Origin of the sequence: Saccharicrinis sp. GN24d3 (genome assembly GCF_052400645.1) — a bacterium.
Lineage (GTDB): Bacteria > Bacteroidota > Bacteroidia > Bacteroidales > Marinilabiliaceae > Saccharicrinis.
The window spans coordinates 1-20,476 of record NZ_JBQTGI010000036.1 but is presented as its reverse complement, the minus strand read 5'-3'; the positions used below and the strand labels follow the sequence as shown (position 1 = coordinate 20,476).

Sequence of the window (20,476 nt, the reverse complement as noted above, 5' to 3'; positions counted from 1 at the left end):
AAAAAAGTAATTATGAAGATAATATCAATATATTTTTCATTGCTGCTCCTTTTGGGAGTAGCAATCACATCCTGTGAGGATTACAGGTTGGACGGCATGGTAGATCCAACGCTGTATATCGTGAAAAGTGGCGAACAGAAAGTAACCATGTATAACGTTGGGCTTCCTTATGTATATGACCTGGGCGTATACCGCAGTGGTATGGGTGATGGTTTAGCGAGTGTGTCCCTAACCGTGTTGGATGAAGCAGAGCTGGCGGCTTTCAATGCGGAAAATAATACCAACTATAAGATGGTGACGGAAGATTGTTATACAATCACTTCACGTGCCCTTCAGGTGGATGGTGAAAAGTCAAGTGTTACCACTGCAATTAACTTTGATCCTGGTAAAATTTTGGCGCTGCCTGGTTATGCTGCCGATCAGTATGCATTACCCGTAAAACTGATTAACAGTAGTGAGGCCATTTCGGAAGACAAATCCACAGCTGTCATCGTGATCAATGTGATCGATCCGATGGTATACTTGGGTATTACAGGCACCGAGATCATGACATTCTCTGACGTGGGCTCAAGCATTATTGAACTGGAGCTACCGGTAAAGATGGATTACGAAAACATCTTTGACCTGGAGGTGACATTAGAGGAGAAGGAGCAGTTGATGATTGATTACAATACTGCTAACGGAACAGTCTACGAATTACTGCCTGAAGGTAGTTATGAGATTGATCCAAATCCAATCTCTATCGCTAAGGGGATTAGTTCGGGAGTTGTGACCATCACCGTAGATCGTGATAAATTAACCTATGGTAGTTATATGGTGCCACTACAATTGGCTTCTGTATCAAAATATAGTATCTCTTCTACTGCAAACACCTGTCTTTTTGCGTTGAATTACGAAGCGGCATTGCTCGATCGATCCGATTGGGAGGTGATAGACTTTGACTCGGAGGAGGCCGTGGCTGAAGGTGGATTGGCTAATGGACTTGCCAAACACATTATTGATGACGACCTGAGTACTTACTGGCACAGTGCGTGGTATGGTGCACCAGCCGAAGAGGCGGCTTTGCCTTACCACATTACGGTGGATATGAAAGAAGAGGTGACAGTGACACAAATTGATCTGGTACGTCGAATCAACAATGCTGATAACATTGCCGGTGAGTTTTACACGAGTACTGATAATGTGAACTGGACAAAAATTGGAACCTACACCATGGCATTAACAAATGATCCGCAACCCTTTAGTGTGACAAAGTCAAAAGCGAGATACCTGAAATACGTGATGACCGAGAGTAGACGGGGAAACAATGGAAGCTTGGCAGAGATGTATGTTAGAGGTTTTTAAGAGGCTATATTTCTGTGATTTATGTAAATCGGATAAGCCTCACGCGATATAAAATCAGGGAGGTTTATCGATTTACATAAATTTTCATCTGGAGAATTAAAATTTTAAAATTATTGAATAATGAGATTTTTAAAGTATACAATAGGCGTTGTGCCAGTTTTAATGATGTTTATGGTGGGCTGCACTAGTTGCGCAAAAGAGGATACACCTGATATTGACACTGAAGTACCTGTTGTGGAAGAGGTCGATGAAACAGAAATATTAAAGAAAGAATTAACCAAAGCAGTTGCTGTCGGAGGTAATTCTTGGGTGGTAAACGATGTGGCACTGAATAAGACAATGATCACTGAAACCGGGCTGAAAAACTGGGATAAGAAAAGCTGTGTTATTCGCACATTTATCCGGGTGAATAAGGCCGGAAAATTGAGCCTGGGAATAATGGGCAGGCAAAACAAAGGCGCTTCCACTATCAAGATGACTGTTGGGAGTGAGACCAAAGAAATTACCCTCGAAAACAGTAAGCTGGAGGTAATCCCGGTTGCACGTTTTACCGTGGCTGAACCAGGCTATGTGCAAGTAGATTTGCAAGGTGTGGCAAAAAGCGATTATACCTACGGAGAGGTGAGTCACCTGATGATTGGTGGTGAAGCTACCAGCCAGGGAACAGATTACGTTGAGGATAGTTTCTATTGGGGGCGTCGAGGGCCATCGGTTCACTTAAATTATACCATTCCTGCCGGATCGGGGGATGCCGAATGGTTTTACAATGAGGTAAAAGTTGACGAAGGTGATGATGTTGTGGGATCTTATTTTATGGCCAACGGTTTTGCAGAAGGTTACTTTGGGATACAAGTGAACTCACCTACTGAGCGTACCATCCTTTTTTCTGTCTGGAGTCCTTACACAACGGATGATCCATCACAAATACCCGAAGATGAGCGCATCATTCCATTAAGGCATGGTGAAAATGTGACGGTGAAAGAGTTTGGGTCTGAGGGATCGGGAGGTCAGAGTTTCAGGAAATACAATTGGAAGGCCGGGAATAGCTATCGTTTTCTGTTACGTGCAAAACCGTCAGAAAACAGTTCAACTGATTATACGGCCTATTTCTATGCACCGGAGATTGGAAAATGGGAACTGATTGCTTCTTTTCGCCGCCCAAAGACAAGCACTTTTGTGAAGCGTCCTCACTCATTTTTGGAAAATTTCTACACCGAGATGGGCCAATTTACACGGAAAGCGAAATATACCAATCAATGGGTGTGTAACACTGAAGGTAAATGGACTGAGATGACATCGGCCATATTTACAGCTGATAATACAGCCCGAAAAGCTGAAAGACTCGATTATGCGGGAGGAGCTGAAGAAACAGATTTCTTTTTAAAGAATTGTGGCTTTTTTAATGAAAATACAACAATGGATTCAAGGTTTACCAGAAAAGCATTGGGAGTGGCACCTTCCATCGACTTCTCAAAACTTCCCTAACCTAATTGTTTTAGGGATGCAGAAAAATTCTATAAGTTTTTTGGATTAAATGAGAGGCTGCATCATAGGTAGCTTCTGTCAGGAATATTTTACTATTCAGCATTAAATGGATGAGTATAAATAAATCACCTTATCTCAACATTATTAATTTAAGTTAATTTAATTGATCATGAAGAAAATTTTACTTTTAACGGTATTGGCATTCGGCATCATGGCCGGTAATGCCCAAAATAATGCACTTGACCTTAGCCAAACTGGTGGTGGCGATGTTGTTTTGATAGAGGGTCTTAACTTAACCACCAATACCTTTACCCTGGAGGCCTGGATAAAACCTGTGGGTACTCAGGCATCTGCTGCTGGTATTCTGTTTATGAGAGATGGTGCCAATAATGGATTGGTAGGCCTCCAGTTTAATGCGGATCAGAAGCTCGGATATCATTGGAATGGTGATTTTTATGATGTCAGTTCCGAGACGTCCGTGCCTGTAGACCAGTGGTCACATGTAGCATTGGTGGTGGAACCAACTCAGGCCACTCTTTACGTCAACGGTGCTACAACCGTTAATACGGCAGAACATGTTGAACTATCTCTAACCTCCACGTTAGGGATTGGTCGTGATTATCCTACATATTTTAAAAGTCACAAAACACTTCGTGATTTTAAAGGTTTAGTGGATGAAGTAAGGATCTGGAACAGTGCACGTACAGAGCAGCAGATTTTGGATAATATGAATGGGGAGTTAACTGCCCCTGTTTCAGAAACAGATCTGGAGGCTTATTATGATTTTAACCAAACCTCAGGTGCTGTACTGCCTGATGAAAAGGGAGATTTAGATGGTACTTTGCAAGGTTTAGGAGATGGTGCCGGAAAATGGGTGGCATCAGGGTTTATCTCAACAGGTATCTCCAAACCGATTGTTGATTCAACCCTCGAAAAGATTATTCCATTCGGATCTAATATTAAAATCTGTTCAGAATATGATAACGAGACTTTCTGTCTTTACAACCTGACCGGAGCATGTGTTTACAAGGTTGAAGTGCAAGGAGGTGAATCCACTGTGGCATTAAACCGGTTTGCTGGTTTGTTCATTGGAAAGTTAACACAGAACGGTACCGTTTATACACAAAAAGTACTGCTTAGCAATAATTAGATTTTAAATAAACGGATAAGGTGATATTCTTTCGGAATCTGTATGTATCAGGTTCCGGAAGATCTTAATATAATTAGTAACAATGATCCTGTTGTTACAAAAATACAATTTATATAGATAGTAATGAAAATAGGCATACCACAGGAGATTAAAAATAATGAAAACCGTGTGGGGGTAACACCTGCAGGAACATCAGAATTGGTTAAACACGGTCATGAAGTTTTTATCCAAACTACTGCTGGAAATGGTAGTGGATTTACAGATGAAGAATACTTGAAGGCGGGAGGTAAAATTCTTCCTTCTATTGAAGATGTTTACGGAATAGCAGAGATGATTATAAAAGTGAAAGAACCCATTGAGCCTGAGTATAAACTGGTTCGTGAAGGACAAATTCTTTTTACTTACTTTCACTTTGCTTCGTGTAGGCCATTGACAGATGCGATGATCCAAAGCAAAGGGGTTTGTTTGGCTTATGAAACTATTGAACCGCAAGAAAGAAGCTTACCATTATTGATCCCCATGTCAGAAGTCGCGGGCAGAATGTCAGTTCAGCAGGGTGCTAAATATCTTGAACGTACATTTGGCGGGCGTGGTGTACTGCCTGGTGGAGTACCCGGTGTTCCACCTGCTAAAGTAGTCATTATTGGCGGAGGTATAGTGGGAACTGAAGCTGCTAAAATGGCTGCTGGTTTGGGCTCGGATGTGACTATATTGGATCGTGATCTTGAGCGATTACGCTACCTTGATGACATAATGCCGGCTAATGTTAAAACGATGATGTCTAATGAGTATGCGATTCGGGCATTGGTGCAAACAGCTGATTTAATTATTGGCGCTGTATTAATTCCAGGTGCTAAAGCTCCAAAACTTGTTACAAGGGATATGTTGAAAACCATGAAAAAAGGAACGGTTATTGTGGATGTTGCCGTAGACCAGGGAGGGTGCTTTGAAACCACCCACCCAACTACTCATGATGATCCAACTTATGAGATTGATGGTGTGATTCATTATTCCGTTGCAAACATGCCCGGTGCTGTTCCTTATACTTCCACACTGGCACTGACCAATGCTACTTTACCATATGCCATTCGTATAGCCAATGAAGGATGGGAAAAGGCCTGTCAAAATGATATACCCATAAGAAAAGGCCTGAATATAGTGGATGGTAAAGTGGTTTATAAAAGCGTTGCTGATGTTTTTGGGCTGGATTACTATGATGTTGATGATGTAATTCAACAGCCATGTTTAGTGAATAGTTACTGAAAATTGGATTGATAAAATCTGATTTTGAAAGAGTGTTGTGGAAAGTTGACTATAGGAATAGAAATAGGATGGAGTTAAGGCTGATAAACAGTTGCGAATTCCAAATTCTTCACCAAAGTATTTTTAAAGTCGACTTTCCTTTTTTGTTAATTGTTGTTTCGTATTTATCGATGAGTTGTCTGTTTATGTAAAAAAATTCATGATTTTTATTATTGGTGGATGAGTTAGTTTTAATTATTTTAGTCACAAAGGAAAAATGAAGTTTCCTATAATGAGGTGGTTAGGATTTTGGTGGAATTAATTATCTATTAAAAAGCACTAATTGATGTCAGGAGAAAATCAATTAATTAATCCCGATAACTTTGAACGTTTCTTTGCGGATCATCACCGGTCATTGGTGTTTTATGCGTTAAAGTTTGTTGAAAGGCATGATGTAGCTTCTGATATTGTGCAAGAGGCATTTGTTAAGTTATGGGAAAATAGAAATAAGATAGTAATAAACGCTTCACTTAAAGCATTTATTTATAAAACAGTTTACCATCTGTGCTTAAATCATCTTGAACAACTTAAAATCAGAGCAACACACCACCAAGCTATCTTTTTAGAGCTGATGAATATTGAATTAGACTATTATAACAGAGAAGAATCCCTGATTCAAAAAGAATTAGCTAAGCTTATTGAAGAAGCAGTAAACAAATTGTCACCAGATTATAAGGAAGTGGTTGTATTAAGTCGTTATCAAGGCTTAAAAAATAAAGAGATCGCTGAAAAATTAAAAATTTCACAACGAACTGTGGAGACGCGTATTTATCGGGCATTAAACAAGTTACGTAAAGAATTGGTGCCGATTGCCAAGTTAAATTCGATATTCTCATAAAAAAACATAATCTCTTTGACGTAGTTTTTTGAATTCATCTGTCTTGGTATAAAGAAAACAGAAAGAATTTTAGAACCGCAGATGAAGGAATTGGAAGAAATAGAGAGAATTATAATTTGTAGTTTTGATCATACAGCTTCAGAACAGGAGCTGCTTCAGTTAAAAAAATGGATACAGGAATCACCATCCAATGAGGCTAAATATTTTCAACTAAAGGATGTGTGGGATACCACACCTTCAGTAGCAAATACGGATACTACACCATTAGCCTGGGAAAAATTATCAAAACAAACTACTCAGGTACAACATAAATTTACCTATAGAAGTATTCTAACAGAAAGCCTGAAAATTGCATCTGTAGCAGCTATTGTTTTTCTGGTTACTTACGTTTTATTTGTCGATCCTTTTAATTCTGCTTCCCAGGCAAAATTTACCAAAGTGGAGGTTCCTTATGGTTCCAAGTCAACGGTAGAGTTGCCGGATGGAACTACTGTAATGTTAAATGCAGGATCTCAGTTACAATATGCCAATGATTTTTCAGAAAAAAGACGTCATGTAAAACTTACGGGAGAAGGTTATTTTAATGTTGCCCATGATGCTTCAAGACCTTTTGTTGTTGATGTGGATGACTTAAATGTTAGTGTTTTAGGAACCGAGTTTAATATAATGGCTTATCCTGAATTCAATAGAATTGAAACTACGCTGGTAAATGGTAAAGTTCAACTGAGCCGAAAGGGATATAACAAAAATGAAGGTGTGATATTAAAGCCCGGACAAAAAGCAAAATTTAAGGGCAATAAGTTAAAGATTCAAACGGCCAATCTGGAGTTAGAAACCAATTGGACCCGAAATGAGTTTTATTTTGAAAGCATACCTTTTTCGGAGTTGATGATTCGTCTCGAAAAATGGTACGATGTAAAAATATCCTTTGTGGGTAACGAATTAAAGGATTTAAAATACACCGGAAAATTTAGAAATGAGGAAACCATTTGGCAGGTATTGGATGCGATTCAAATGACCACACCTATTGAGTATACCGCTAATCACAGAGATATATTAATTAATTTTAAAATACAATAGCCTATGTGAAAGGAATTTGCAAAGCGTTAAAAAAACAGGAAGATGCAGCAACACCCTCCTGTTTAGATTCATTTAAAATCAAGTATTTTTAAAAAATCATTCAAATTTATGAAAAAAAAATCTAACGACATGGGATTGTTATGTCCAAATGTCAATTCAAAACAGTGGAAGATTATGAAAATATCCTTAATCTTTATAATTTTTGGTATGATGCAAGTCTCTGCATCTACATACTCCCAAACACAAAAGTTAATTTTTAAAAATCAGCAGAATACACTGCAACAGATATTTTCTGGAATAGAGGAACAAACTAATTTTACAGTCTTTTTTAAGGATGATCATGTAAATCTTCAGAAGGTAATAGATGCTGAACTGAATAACTTAAATATTTCCGAAGTGTTGAATATCGCACTGAAAGACTCTAAATTAATTTATAAGATATCCGATAAGTTAATTGTTATATTAGAGCGCGATAATGCCAGTAGTGGCCAACAGGATTTAACAAGAATTATTAAAGGTAAAGTAGTAGATTCTAAAGGAGAATCATTACCAGGTGTTAATGTTTTTGTTGAAGGAACTACAACGGGTACAATCACCAATATAGATGGAGATTATGAGTTAAAAGTAGATGGAGGTGCACAAAACCTTGTGTTTTCTTTTATTGGTTATCAAACGCAAACGATTGCGATTGGCGACCGTATGCGGTTTGATATTACACTAATTGAAGAGTCTATCGGCTTAGACGAAATTGTTGCAGTGGGTTATGGTGTGCAAAAGAAAAGCGATTTAACAGGCGCCGTGGCCAGTGTAAAAAGTGACAAACTTTCCAAGGTTTCTGTATCAAATCCCGCAGAAGCATTGCAAGGAAGAATGGTAGGCGTAAGCATCACTTCCATTGGAGGAAGCCCCGGTGCAGGGATGGATATTAAAATAAGGGGGGCCAGTACCTTAAACAACAATGCACCTTTAGTTATTATTGATGGGGTTCCGGGTAGCATGTACATGTTAAACCCTGCCGACATTGCATCTATGGAGGTTTTAAAAGATGGTGCGGCAGCGGCTATATATGGTACGGAAGCAGCCAATGGTGTTATTCTCATTACAACCAAAAAAGGAGAAAGTGGAAAATTAACGATTGATTTTTCGGCTAAGTGGGCACAACAAATTCAGACTTCGGAGCTGGATATGGCTAATGCAGAACAGTACATGCAGGTGATGAATACAATGTACGATAATAATTCTGATGAAAGCAAGCCTGCCTTTCTATCTGAACCTTATTACTTCGATACAGATTGGTTAGGTGCTGTTTTCCGCCAGGCTCCCATGCAGGAATATAATGTGAGCTTAAAAGGTGGTACAGAGAAAAATCAATATTATGTATCTGCCGGTTGGTTAGATCAGGATGGTACAATTATAGGAACTGATTTTCAGAAAGCTAACTTAAGATCAAAAATTGATTTTGGTGAAGATTGGCTAAAGGGAGGTATCAATTTCAGTTACAATCAAACCGATAGGGATAATCGTGCGCTTAGTATAAGAGAAACATATGAGATTCTCCCTATTATACCTATTTATGACGATTCGCGCGAAAGTGGTTTTGGGTACGCCGATACCAATAAAGGTATGCCAGCTAATAATAACCCTATTGGTACTGAATATTTTAATGATAATCAATATACAGATCAATATTTGTCTGTTAATGGATATGTAAGCATAGATATTGTTAAAGGACTTAATTATAAGTTTGAGGCTGGTTTTAATAACAGTAATCGTCATAGTTTCTCTCATAACCCTGCTTACAATATTAACGATAAGGAACAGGTCTTTTATCCAACAGTTTATGAGATGCGTAGCAACTGGAGAGAGTATAATATTAATAATATACTGAGCTACAATAAAAATTTTGGGAAGCATAGTATTAGTTTGATGGCCGGTTATATTGCTAAAAAAGCAGAAAGTGACTGGATGGAGGCCAGTATAACAGGTTTTAAAAATGATTACGGTGCTGAGCTTAATGATGATGGGGATCCTGTACTGGTTGTAGACGAAGTGCCAGCAGGATTTCTTGATCATGGTTTTAATACCCTGGACGCAGGTATGGATGGAACCAAAAATGTGGGAGGTACTCGTTTTACATATACCCGGGCTTCTATTGTTGGGCGTGCCAATTATTCATTTGATAATCGTTACCTGATTCAGGCTACTGTACGACGCGATGGTTCTTCTAAGTTTGGACCGGATTCACGATATGGAACATTCCCTTCTGTGGCTGTGGGGTGGCGTATGACCGAGGAAGCATTTATGCAGGATGTTGATTTACTTAGTAATTTAAAGCTGAGAGCCAGTTATGGTGTGTTGGGTAATGAAAACAGTTTAAGTCACTATCAATATTTACCACTGATGTCAAGTGGTACCAGCGAATTTTTATCTTATTCTCAAGGTTTGGGTGAGTCTGTCTGGACAGGGACGATAGCCAGAGATCTTGAAAATCGTAAATATAGATGGGAAAAAACAACAACCATAAATATCGGGGTTGATGTAGGTTTATTTAATAATAAACTGTCAGCCAGTCTAAACTACTACAATAATGAAACTTCTGATATGTTGGTGAATAAGCCTATTGCACCATCAACAGGTCTTAAAACACCGACTGTTAATTTCGGTGAAATGACTAACAGTGGATTCGAACTGGAATTAAACTACCATAACAATATTGGAGATCTTAAATATTCATTGTTTGGAGCACTTAGCACAACAAAAAATGAAGTTACCAAAATGGGATATGCCGAAGAAAGTATTGCCGGAGCTGCATTGAACTATTCAGAACATTTTGCACATCAAACCAGACAAGGTTATGCTCTTGGATCATACTGGTTGTATCAAACAGATGGTATTTTCCAAAGTCCGGAAGAGGTAAATGCTCACGTGAATAGTGAGGAAACAGTAATACAACCAGGAGCCAAACCTGGTGATATAAGATTTAAAGATCTGGATGATAACGGAAAAATAGATCCTGATGACAAAGCTTTTAGTGGGGTTGGTATACCAAAATATAATTTCAGTTTCAGCCTCGATGCGTCTTATAAATCCTTTGATTTGTCGGTGTTGTTGCATGGAGCAGGTGGGCATAAAATATATAATGGTAACAGGTATTATTATGAATCGATGCGTACCAAAAGAAATTTATTTGCATCCACTTTAAATGCCTGGACAACCGAAAATAGGAGTACATCTATGCCAAGAGCGGTTATTGGAGATCCTAACCAGAATAGCCGGGAGTCCACACGGTTCCTGGAAGATGGAGATTTCATGAGAGTTAAAAATATCCAGTTGGGTTATACTTTACCTGGCGAATTAACACAAAAAGCAAGGATTCAAAGGGCTCGTCTTTATGTGAGTGGTCAGAACCTGTTTACTTTCACCGATTATTCCGGTCAGGATCCTGAAATTGGACGATCCGATGTGTGGAGTCCCGGATTGGACACTTCACTGTACCCCATGTCCAGGATGTTCTTATTTGGTGTTCAAATGACTTTCTAAACAAAAAACAATGACGATAATGAAAAGATATATAGCATATTTTATTTGTGGGTTACTCCCCTTTCTTTGGGCTTGTGAGGATGAATTTTTGACACAGAAACCCGATGATAAATTGACCAGTGATGCTTTTTACAGAAACCAGGCTGATGCAGAAGCTGCCCTGGCAACAGTTTATGCCCAAATTGGAGCAGCAGATCGTTGGAATGTAACCGAAGTAAACTTTGTAGTGGAACATTTTCGTTCAGATATGTGCATGCCGGGTCCCGACCGATACGCAGACTGGACAGCAATATCAACTTTTAGCAATACCGAGGGCAATAGTCGAAGTACTATTTATTGGCAGGATGCCTATCGGGGAATATTTCATGCTAATCAGGTAATTGAGAAGGTGGGTGCCATGAATGAGGAGAAAATAAAAAAGGATGAACGGGATCGTATTGTGGCAGAAGCAAAATTTTTGAGAGGACTGTTACACTTTCGCTTGTTAAATAACTGGGAAAAAATTATTCTTCAGGACAAAGCACCTGCAGGTGAAGCTGACTTGTCTAAGCCACTAAGCGAAAGAGATGATGTATGGAAGCTGATCGAACAGGATTTTAATGATGCTATTTCAGTACTGCCGGAACAATATATAAAGTCTAAGCAGGGAAGAGCTACAAAAGGAGCTGCTATTGGATTTTTAGGGAAAGCCTTGTTATACCAGGGTAAATTTGGTGATGCAGCAGAGCAATTGGAAAAATTGGTGGTCGATAAGATTGGTAACTACGATTTGGTCAATAATTTCAAGAGTAATTTTGACGGATCGAATGAGAATAACAAGGAATCTGTTTTTGAGATTCAATACTCTTCTGTGAGGTCAAACGGTCGTCATATTGGACATGTCAGCGCGAAGTTTACCTCAGCACCGGAAATTGGTGGATGGGGAAACATTGAAGCAACGCAAAATATGGTGGATGAATTTAAAGCTGAAGGCCAGGTTGCATCTACGGGTAAATACGATACACGCTTGTATGAAACCTTATTTTTTAACGATACGGATGTAGACATTTTTGGTCAATCCTATAGCTATGTTTTTGGGGCAGAATCGAACAGGGCTATCTTTAGAAAGTACACCTTAAGCGATATTCCTGAAGAAGATAATTCAGCCTGGTATTCATCACAGAATATACCATTGTTACGTTTTTCAGATGTATTATTGATGTATGCAGAGGCTATAAATGAAACAGAAACAGCGGATGCTGCCAAGCCTTTTATTGACCGTGTTAGAGCTCGGGCCCACATGCCTGTGTTATCTGCCGGATTATCTAAAGAGCAGATGCGCAATCGTATCATGCATGAACGAGCAGTTGAATTAGCCTATGAAGGACATCGTTTCTTCGATCTGAGACGTTGGGGGATGGATTTGTTGGAGAACAAAATGAAGAATAGCGGGAAACCGGGAGCTGAGAATTTCTCTTCGACAGATAAGGCTTATTTCCCAATTCCTGAATCCGAGACAAATTCGAATAGTGCTTTGTAATAATCAAAATATAAACAGATGAAACCGGCATGGCCGGAGCAAATAATTAGTCCACTAAGGTGGGTAGCCTGCTCCGAACTCGATTCGGAAGTGGAAATTGCACCGGCTATCAAGGTTTTGTTAATTTTTAGACAGATGAAAATATTAATATATTCTTTAATAATAATATTGACGGCATCTTTTATGTGGTCATGCGAAACAGATGGTCTCTTTGATTCAGAACAAGAGTCTTCTGTGGTAATGTGGGATGCTGAAACCTACAAAGCTAATGTGATCATCTCACCACTTGAGGAAAAAATCGATGTGATCCGCTTAAGGTTATTTGGTAAAAAAGCCCAACAAGATATCGCGGTACAAATTGAGCTTGATCCTTCTACCACTGCCTTGACGGGTGTGGAGTTTGATATTCAATCAACCGATCTGGTAATAAAAGAAGGAGAGAGTTTTGTTGAAGTGCCTTTTTCTATTGATAATGAAAAGTTAGAAGCGGATGTCGAGAAAAAAGTGGTGCTGAATATAAAAACAGTGGGTACAGGTGCTCGCAACTCCAATGGGAAGACAACCATTTCTTTAAATAAAATTTTGTATGATGTGTCCGGTTGGGAAGGAGATTATATATTTGAAGCGGACAATGGTGATTGGACCAGAGATGCTTCTGTATCTGCTACAGGTAAACCATATGAGTTGGTGATCAAGAACTTTTGGGGTAATGGCCTTGAAATGGAGGGAACGGTGGATGCCTCAGATTTAAATAATATTAAATTTATTGTGCCGGCGGGAACTAAATTAGACAATGGTTGGGATAGCAAGGGAGCCTGGTGGTTAAAAAATGATTTAATTGCCACTCTGGATGATGAAAATTTCATTATGGACATTATTCAATTCGACTATGTTACAGATGACGGTAGCGAAGGTAGTTTCCCTTGGTGTAGTGCAGCCTGTAAGATGATAAAGAAATAGAATTATTCAAATAATATTGATAATAGAGCCTGTTAAGTCGGGCTCTTATTCCATTGTAAATTGATTAATGTTATTTTTTGAATAATGACTTCATATATAGTAATTGCTTTATTTGGTCTGGGCATAGGGTTTGGAAGACTGTTTCGCGAAAAGAAAAAAACACGGAAGAATGTAGATTTGGCTGTTACATGGTCAGTGTATCTGTTACTTTTTTTATTGGGTATTTCGGTTGGTATTAACAAAGAGATCATCAATAATTTTTCACTAATAGGTTATAAGGCCCTATGGTTAACTTTAGGAGCCGTTCTTGGGAGTGTTTTATTGGCCAAAGTAGTTTATCAATTGTTTTTTAAAACCCATAATCAAAAATAACAATGAAGGGAAGTTTAATTATTCTGGCTTTTTTTTCGGTGGGTTTATTAGGTGGTATACTCAATTATTTTCCACAATGGCTACTCTCTGAAGATTTAACTACTTATGCTTTGTTCGTATTAATGTTTTTAGTGGGCATTAGTATCGGGAGTGATACATCTGCATTTTATGTGCTTCGTAAAATAAATTTTAAAATTGTACTGGTGCCCTTACTGGTTGTAGTAGGCAGTTTAGCTGGAACAGCACTGGTATCTTTGATGTTAAAAGATATTAATGCTAAAGAAGCCATGGCAGTAGGTGCAGGATTTGGTTATTATTCATTGTCAAGCATATTTATTAGTGAGTTGAGTGGAAAAGAGCTGGGGGTCATTGCCTTATTGTCAAATATCTTTCGTGAAATAATTACTCTGTTAGCGTTACCTATTATGGTTCGGTTCTTTGGTAAGTTGTCGGGCATTGCTTCAGGTGGAGCAACTGCCATGGATACTACCTTACCCATTATTGTCAGATTTAGCGGTAAAGAGTATGGCATTATTGCAATTTTTAGCGGAATGGTTCTCACAATACTAGTACCTGTCCTGGTTACCTTAATTTTAGAGGTGCTGTAACATCTTATGTTTGTAGGCTGTATGCTGCTAACCTGCGCGGTCAACTTTTTTCAATATTTCACAATGAAAGATTATGCAAAAGATATTTCTTTTATTAATTGTCTGTTCTTTTTGTGGTAGTAAAACCATAAATGCTCAGCAGCAAAAAGTGGTGATTGGTTCACCTATATGTTCCAATCCTGTAATTTATAAAAACTCAAAAGGGAAAAACATCACATTATTTCCATATGGTGACAATATCTTTAATTATTTATTAACCGAAGATGGAATTCCCTGTTGTCGGAAGAATAATGGGTATTTCTATGCTTATTATAAAGAGAATGAATTAATCGTTACTGATAAAGAAGTAGGGGTTACACCTTTAAATAAGTATCATCAGGAAAAATACAAAACATCTTTATTGCAGGTTCAGGATGCTGTAAATACACAATATCCAAAGTTAAAGTCAATTCAGACAACGCATTCAGTTCCTTCCAAAGGTGATTTGAATATTCTGCTGCTATTAGTAGAGTTTTCGAATAAAAAACATCAAATTGGAAAAGCAGATATAGATGCGTTGTTTAATGATCCGGGCACACTTGAAAAAGCCGGTTTTAAGGAATTCTATGAAAAGGCTTCACACAAGCAGTTAAATATAAATGTTGATGTTGTCGGTTGGTATAGCTGTAACGAACCTTATACTAATTTCTCTGAATCAAAAGGAATGTACCTAACGGGTAACCTGGTGCGAAAAGCTGTGGATGAGGCTGAAAATGATGGTGTGGATTTCTCAAAGTATGATAATGATAAAGACGGAAAGGTGGATGCCATTATCGTGATGCATGCAGGATTGGGTGCTGATAATTTTGGTGAAGAACGATATATATGGCCGCATTCATGGAGCCTGTCGGGTACAGTGAATAAGGCTGTTAATTACGATGGTGTTAAAATTGATAATTACGTGATAGCCTGCGAAACAAGGCAATATAACGGTGTTGTTCAGGCTGCCGGTATCGGTACTTTTGTACACGAATTTGGCCATGCTTTGGGTTTGCCCGATTTATATGACGGTTCCGGTCGATCTAATGGGCTGGGACACTGGGCTATAATGTCGGCTGGTTCCTGGCTCGACAATGGCTACCGGCCATCAAACTTTTGTGCCTGGTCACGTTATAAGTTAGGATGGGAGCAACCCATCGAAAAAAACTTCGATAACTGGGGGCAAGTGACTCTTCGGTCAATGAATAGTCATCCGAATCAGTTGGCAAAAGTCAACACTAAAAGCGATGATCAGTATTTTCTTGTAGAAAACCGTCAGGCTGAGATGAATGATATTGCTCAGCCAGCATCGGGTCTTGCTGTTTATCAGGTAAGTAAAAAGATGATGGTTAAAGAGAGAGGTGTTAATGATAATCGTAGGTATCCCGGCATTCGCTTACTTGAAGCCGATTTTGAGTATAATGAAGGTTTATATGCTGCTAAAGACCGGGGATCAGCAAATGATTTATTTACGGCAGATCATAGCGAGCTCAAGTTAGATGCTAATACGATGCCATCCACCAAACTTTTCGATGGAGGATCATCAGGAGTGTCTTTTGCCCATATAAAATCATTGGACGAAGGTGTAATGTCTTTTGAAATTGTACAGCCAGATCCTGTGTTGTCGTGGTATGGAGATATGTGGAAGGAATCATATTTGAATGACGGGAGTATCAGAAACAGTATCAGAGTTGAACTGGAAGGAGATGAATTTAACTTTATTGATGATCACTTGCCAGCCAGCTCATATACGGTCAGTAATATGCCGGAAGCTTATACCATTAGTGCCAAAAAAATAAGTGCAGTACAACTTGAATTTATGCTCGAAGGTAAAGCACCTTTACATGAAGCTGAAAATAACCTCGATAATGTTGCTATACACTTTGCACGTGAAGCATTTATGACAAAAACATTGGATGAGGTTCAATTCCCGGAGAAAGAAAATATTAAAATTCATTATTTCAACAAGGAAGAGGGCGCTCGCTTGTTTGTCGAGGATTTTGAAAATGTAGTACCACCTGCATTACCTCATGGATGGCATGCGTATGATGGTGACCAGGGCACAGTAAATAAATGGAAGACCGGGGTGGGTACGAACCATACAACGGGAGGTGCTTATGGCATGCAGTTCTTTGGCAGTAACAGTAATAAGGAAGTGTTCTGGCTAATATCACCAGCTATTGATACCAAGGGGTATGAAAGCCTGGAATTTTCTTTTTGGCAGAAATATGTGCTTAATGGAGAAGCGGGAAACAAGGTGGCGGTATCATTGGATAAGAATACCTGGACAGAGATTTACAATGGACACCCCGAACAAAGTGAGGTGTGGGAGGAAACCATAGTGACTTTACCCAAAAGTTTTAAAGGCGAAGTGATTTATCTGGGATTTTGTATCGATCAGGAGATGGCACGTGGCTGGTTCTGGGATGATGTGAGTGTTAAAATCAACGAGGATAATGCCATATGGGATTTGCAGGCCAACCAGGCTGTGGTTGTGCATTACGATGACGTGCTTCAGCAACTACATTTTAATACGGTATCGCCGGTAAAGCAGGTCGATGTAATTAATTTGGTGGGACAGCTGCTTATAAGCCGTAAAAACCAGATGAATGTATCTGTAAGTGCCTTGAAAACCGGAGTATATATTGTTGTTGTTCATACAGGAGATGGGAGGGTTATCGCTATGAAATTCAGGAAATTAAATTAATAATTTATTCACTAACTAAGATGAAACTATTTTATATTATCATATTACTATTTTCTTTTTTAACCGCCATTGCTCAACAACAGGGGCAAGTGGATTGGGAAAACACTGAAGTTTTCAATATTAACAAAGAACATGCTCATGCCACTTTTATCCCTTTTGATGTGGAGGATGTAAATCCGTGGCGTAATAAGTATGACAGTCCGTTTATTAAATCGCTTAACGGCACCTGGAAATTCTCATTTGTGAAGACTCCTGCCGACAGACCTATTGATTTTTATAAAGACGGTTTTGATGTGAGTGGGTGGAGTAATATTGAAGTGCCTGGAAATTGGGAGATACAAGGTTTTGGTACGCCTATTTATACTGATGTGTCATATCCTTTCCCTGCTAATCCACCTTTTATACCGCATGACTTTAATCCGGTAGGAAGCTATAAAAAGCCATTTAAGATACCTGCAGATTGGAAAGGAAAAGAGATATTTATCCACCTGGGGAGTGTAAAATCGGCTTTTTACATTTGGGTAAACGGACAAAAAGTGGGGTATAGCCAGGGCAGTAAACTGCCGGCTGAATTTAATATCACGCAATATCTTAGTAAAGGAGAAAATACTGTGGCCCTGGAGGTATACCGTTTTAGTGATGGTGCTTATCTCGAAGATCAGGATTATTGGAAGGTAAGTGGCCTGGAACGTGATGTTTTCCTGATGGCTCGTCCCAGGTTTCACCTAAATGATTTTTTTGTAAAGGCAGACCTGGAAAATGATTATCGTGATGGGGTGTTTAATGTGACAACACGATTTAGAGGGGAAAACAGAAATGAAGATCAGGTAGAAGTTTGTTTATTGTACGGAGATAAAGAAGTTTACAAGGCAAATGGAAAAGCCGGGAAGTCTCAAAAGTTTGTCACCAAAATTGATTCGGTTAAAACCTGGAATGCGGAAATTCCTAACTTATACACCTTAATACTGAACCATAAAACCAAGGAAGGGAAAGTGATTGAAAGTTTGACCCGTCAGGTGGGTTTTAGAAGTGTTGAGATCAGCGGTGGTCAATTGTTGGTGAATGGAAAACCCATTCTGATTAAAGGAGTGAACCGTCATGAACATGATCCGAATACATGTCGTGTTATTTCTGTAGAAAGCATGGAGAAGGATATTCGTCTGATGAAGCAATTTAATATTAATGCTGTACGTACCAGCCATTATCCAAACTGCGAAGAATGGTACGACCTGTGCGATAAATACGGAATGTACCTGGTAGGTGAGGCTAATATTGAGTCGCACGGCATGGGGTACGAACCTGATAAAGCCACAGCAAATCAGCCGATGTGGAAAAATGCTTATCTCGACAGGGTGGAGCGAATGGTACAACGCGATAAAAACCATCCTTCAATCATTATCTGGTCCATGGGTAATGAGTCAGGAAACGGCCCTAACTGGCAGGCTTGTTACGACCTAATAAGGGAGATCGATGATACCCGTCCTGTTCAGTCAGAAGATGCCGGAGATGCGCCATGCACTGACATTATTTGTCCGATGTATGCCCGCCCGTGGCATTTAAAAAGACATACCAATCGCTTACAAACCCGACCGCTCATTTTATGCGAATATGCCCACGCTATGGGAAACAGCGTTGGTAACCTTAAGGATTACTGGGACTTGATATATAAACATCATCAACTACAGGGAGGATTTATCTGGGATTGGGTAGATCAAACATTTGCCATAAAAGATAAAAAAGGAAATGATATATGGGGGTATGGTGGCGACATGGGCTTTGCAGGTGTTGTTAACGACAGTAATTTTTGTGCCAACGGATTAGTCGCTGCCGACCGTACCCTAAATCCACATATATGGGAAGTGAAAAAGGTATATCAAAACTTTCATTTTGAGGCTGTGCCAATGGCTAGCCATCAAATAAAAATCACCAATAGATTTGATTTTAAAAATACTGAGAATTACATTTTCTCCTTTGTAATTAGCGAGGATGGGAAAGCTATTGATAAGGGAGAAATAGATGTGCCAATAATAAATGCCGGGGAATCATTAGTTGTAGATATCCCGTATAAAACAATTTCTCCTCAACCGGGTGCAGAATATTTTATTAAACTGGAGGCCAGATTGATAAATAGCGAACCAATGCTGGGTTCAAAGCACTTAGTTGCCAGTGAGCAAATACAACTTCCGATAAAAACGAAAGCACCGATTCGGGAGCTATCCGGTAAGTTAAAAACATCTAATAAAAAGAATGTCCTGCATGTAAAAGCAGGTAAAGCCAGTCTTTCTTTTAATCAGACAAAGGGTACCTTGGTTAGTTATACGGTGGACGAGGTGGAATTACTGAAAGGTGAACTACGCCCAATGTTCTGGCGGGCCTTAACAGATAATGATTTGGGAAATAGTGCTTCTTCGAGACTTGCTGTATGGAAGGAAGCAGGCGAACGAATGACTTGTACTGATTTTAAGGTTGGAGAAATAGCAAATAAGTCAATGAAGATTAAGGCTACCTTGTGGGATGACGTAACTAAATCGGTAGTTAATTTACAATATATTGTATTTGCCGATGGGTTAGTAAAGGTTCAATATCAGTTTTTGGCCGATGCTCATCTTTTACCGGAACTCCCCAGGGTTGGAATGCATGTGTTGCTGAATAATGAACTTAACAATGTGCAGTGGTTGGGCAGAGGTCCTCACGAAAACTATGCAGACAGAAGAAGCTCTGCTTTTATAGGACATTATTCTGGGTCAGTAGAGGATCAGTATTTTCCTTATGTACGACCGCAGGAAACAGGATACAAAACTGATGTGAGATGGATAAGTATACTAAATAATTCAGGTGTTGGATTATTAATTAAAAACAATAGTACGCTTTGTGCCAATATTCTTCCATTTGATTATAAAGAGTTATATCACAAAAAGAAAGATGAACCGTTAAAGCATGGAGCTTCAGTGGAAAGAGGGGATGCGTATTCATTTTTTGTCGACTATGCACAAACAGGTGTTGGGGGTGATAATAGCTGGGGAGCAAGAGTCCATCCTGAGTATTGTTTGCCTGCGGGGGAATATAAATACTCTTTCTATTTGGTACCTGTTTTAAGAAATGATGAGGTTAAATCTTTAGGTAGGCTGAATTACGACTAGTTCTTAGTGAATTTATAAAAATATTTTATGACAACACTTCGTTAGAAAGTGATATAAAACATTGATTATCAATAAAATAAGCAGTTAAATTATTTGTTTAAATCCCTGGTAATCAGTATCTTAATAGAGAATTTCGACAACTTCATTAAGGTGATTATCAGGGGAAATAATATTTATAAAACACACATCTATAGCGTGTTAGAAAAAATGTCAAATATCAATAAAAGGAGAAAAGACTTTGTAACAGAGACTCTGATCCTATTTTTATGCATTAAAGGGCGTATTAACTTTTTGCAGTTAGGACGCTATGGTAAGCATAAAGAACAAAGATACCGTCAACAATTTGAAAAACCATTCGATTTCTTAACATTCAACAAAGAACTTGTTTTGTCGCATGGAAGTGGTCGGTATGT

Annotated in this window: 14 protein-coding genes; all 14 read left to right on the top strand. The window is 38.8% G+C overall.

The genetic code is table 11. The features are described from left to right. Positions 1 to 12 precede the first annotated feature (12 nt). Positions 13 to 1,344 (top strand): BT_3987 domain-containing protein, encoded by a 1,332-nt coding sequence (locus tag ACT29I_RS23770; RefSeq protein WP_444794612.1) that lies wholly within the window; start codon positions 13 to 15, stop codon positions 1,342 to 1,344. A 120-nt stretch (positions 1,345 to 1,464) separates the two neighbouring features. Continuing rightward, a complete protein-coding gene (locus ACT29I_RS23765; protein WP_444794611.1) occupies positions 1,465 to 2,829 on the top strand; it encodes a DUF3472 domain-containing protein in 1,365 nt (454 codons plus the stop codon). Between the two features lie 169 nt (positions 2,830 to 2,998). Beyond that, positions 2,999 to 3,979, top strand: coding sequence for a LamG domain-containing protein (locus ACT29I_RS23760; protein ID WP_444794610.1), 981 nt, complete (start codon positions 2,999 to 3,001; stop codon positions 3,977 to 3,979). A 123-nt stretch (positions 3,980 to 4,102) separates the two neighbouring features. Next, complete coding sequence (gene ald / locus ACT29I_RS23755) at positions 4,103 to 5,242, top strand: alanine dehydrogenase (RefSeq protein ID WP_444794609.1); 1,140 nt, start codon at positions 4,103 to 4,105, stop codon at positions 5,240 to 5,242. Positions 5,243 to 5,567: 325 nt separating this feature from the next. After that, a complete protein-coding gene (locus tag ACT29I_RS23750) occupies positions 5,568 to 6,119 on the top strand; it encodes an RNA polymerase sigma-70 factor (RefSeq protein ID WP_444794608.1) in 552 nt (183 codons plus the stop codon). An 81-nt stretch (positions 6,120 to 6,200) separates the two neighbouring features. Further along, on the top strand, positions 6,201 to 7,199 hold the full coding sequence (locus ACT29I_RS23745) for a FecR family protein (protein WP_444794607.1): 999 nt from the start codon (positions 6,201 to 6,203) through the stop codon (positions 7,197 to 7,199). Between the two features lie 108 nt (positions 7,200 to 7,307). Beyond that, positions 7,308 to 10,739, top strand: coding sequence for a TonB-dependent receptor (locus ACT29I_RS23740; RefSeq protein WP_444794606.1), 3,432 nt, complete (start codon positions 7,308 to 7,310; stop codon positions 10,737 to 10,739). A gap of 19 nt (positions 10,740 to 10,758) precedes the next feature. Next, positions 10,759 to 12,258 (top strand): RagB/SusD family nutrient uptake outer membrane protein, encoded by a 1,500-nt coding sequence (locus ACT29I_RS23735; protein WP_444794605.1) that lies wholly within the window; start codon positions 10,759 to 10,761, stop codon positions 12,256 to 12,258. An 18-nt stretch (positions 12,259 to 12,276) separates the two neighbouring features. After that, positions 12,277 to 13,218 carry a hypothetical protein gene (locus ACT29I_RS23730; RefSeq protein WP_444794604.1) on the top strand — a complete coding sequence of 314 codons (942 nt, stop codon included), beginning with the start codon at positions 12,277 to 12,279 and terminating at the stop codon, positions 13,216 to 13,218. Positions 13,219 to 13,302: 84 nt separating this feature from the next. After that, positions 13,303 to 13,590: a LysO family transporter gene (locus tag ACT29I_RS23725; RefSeq protein WP_444794603.1), complete on the top strand. Its 288-nt coding sequence runs from the start codon at positions 13,303 to 13,305 to the stop codon at positions 13,588 to 13,590. A gap of 2 nt (positions 13,591 to 13,592) precedes the next feature. Continuing rightward, entirely contained in the window at positions 13,593 to 14,198 is a 606-nt protein-coding gene (locus ACT29I_RS23720; protein WP_444794602.1) for a lysine exporter LysO family protein, read from the top strand. Positions 14,199 to 14,271: 73 nt separating this feature from the next. Further along, entirely contained in the window at positions 14,272 to 16,923 is a 2,652-nt protein-coding gene (locus ACT29I_RS23715; RefSeq protein ID WP_444794601.1) for a M6 family metalloprotease domain-containing protein, read from the top strand. Between the two features lie 20 nt (positions 16,924 to 16,943). Further along, positions 16,944 to 20,063 (top strand): glycoside hydrolase family 2 TIM barrel-domain containing protein, encoded by a 3,120-nt coding sequence (locus tag ACT29I_RS23710; RefSeq protein ID WP_444794600.1) that lies wholly within the window; start codon positions 16,944 to 16,946, stop codon positions 20,061 to 20,063. A gap of 207 nt (positions 20,064 to 20,270) precedes the next feature. Next, a partial coding sequence (locus ACT29I_RS23705; RefSeq protein ID WP_444794599.1) for a hypothetical protein occupies positions 20,271 to 20,476 on the top strand: 206 nt, incomplete at its 3' end.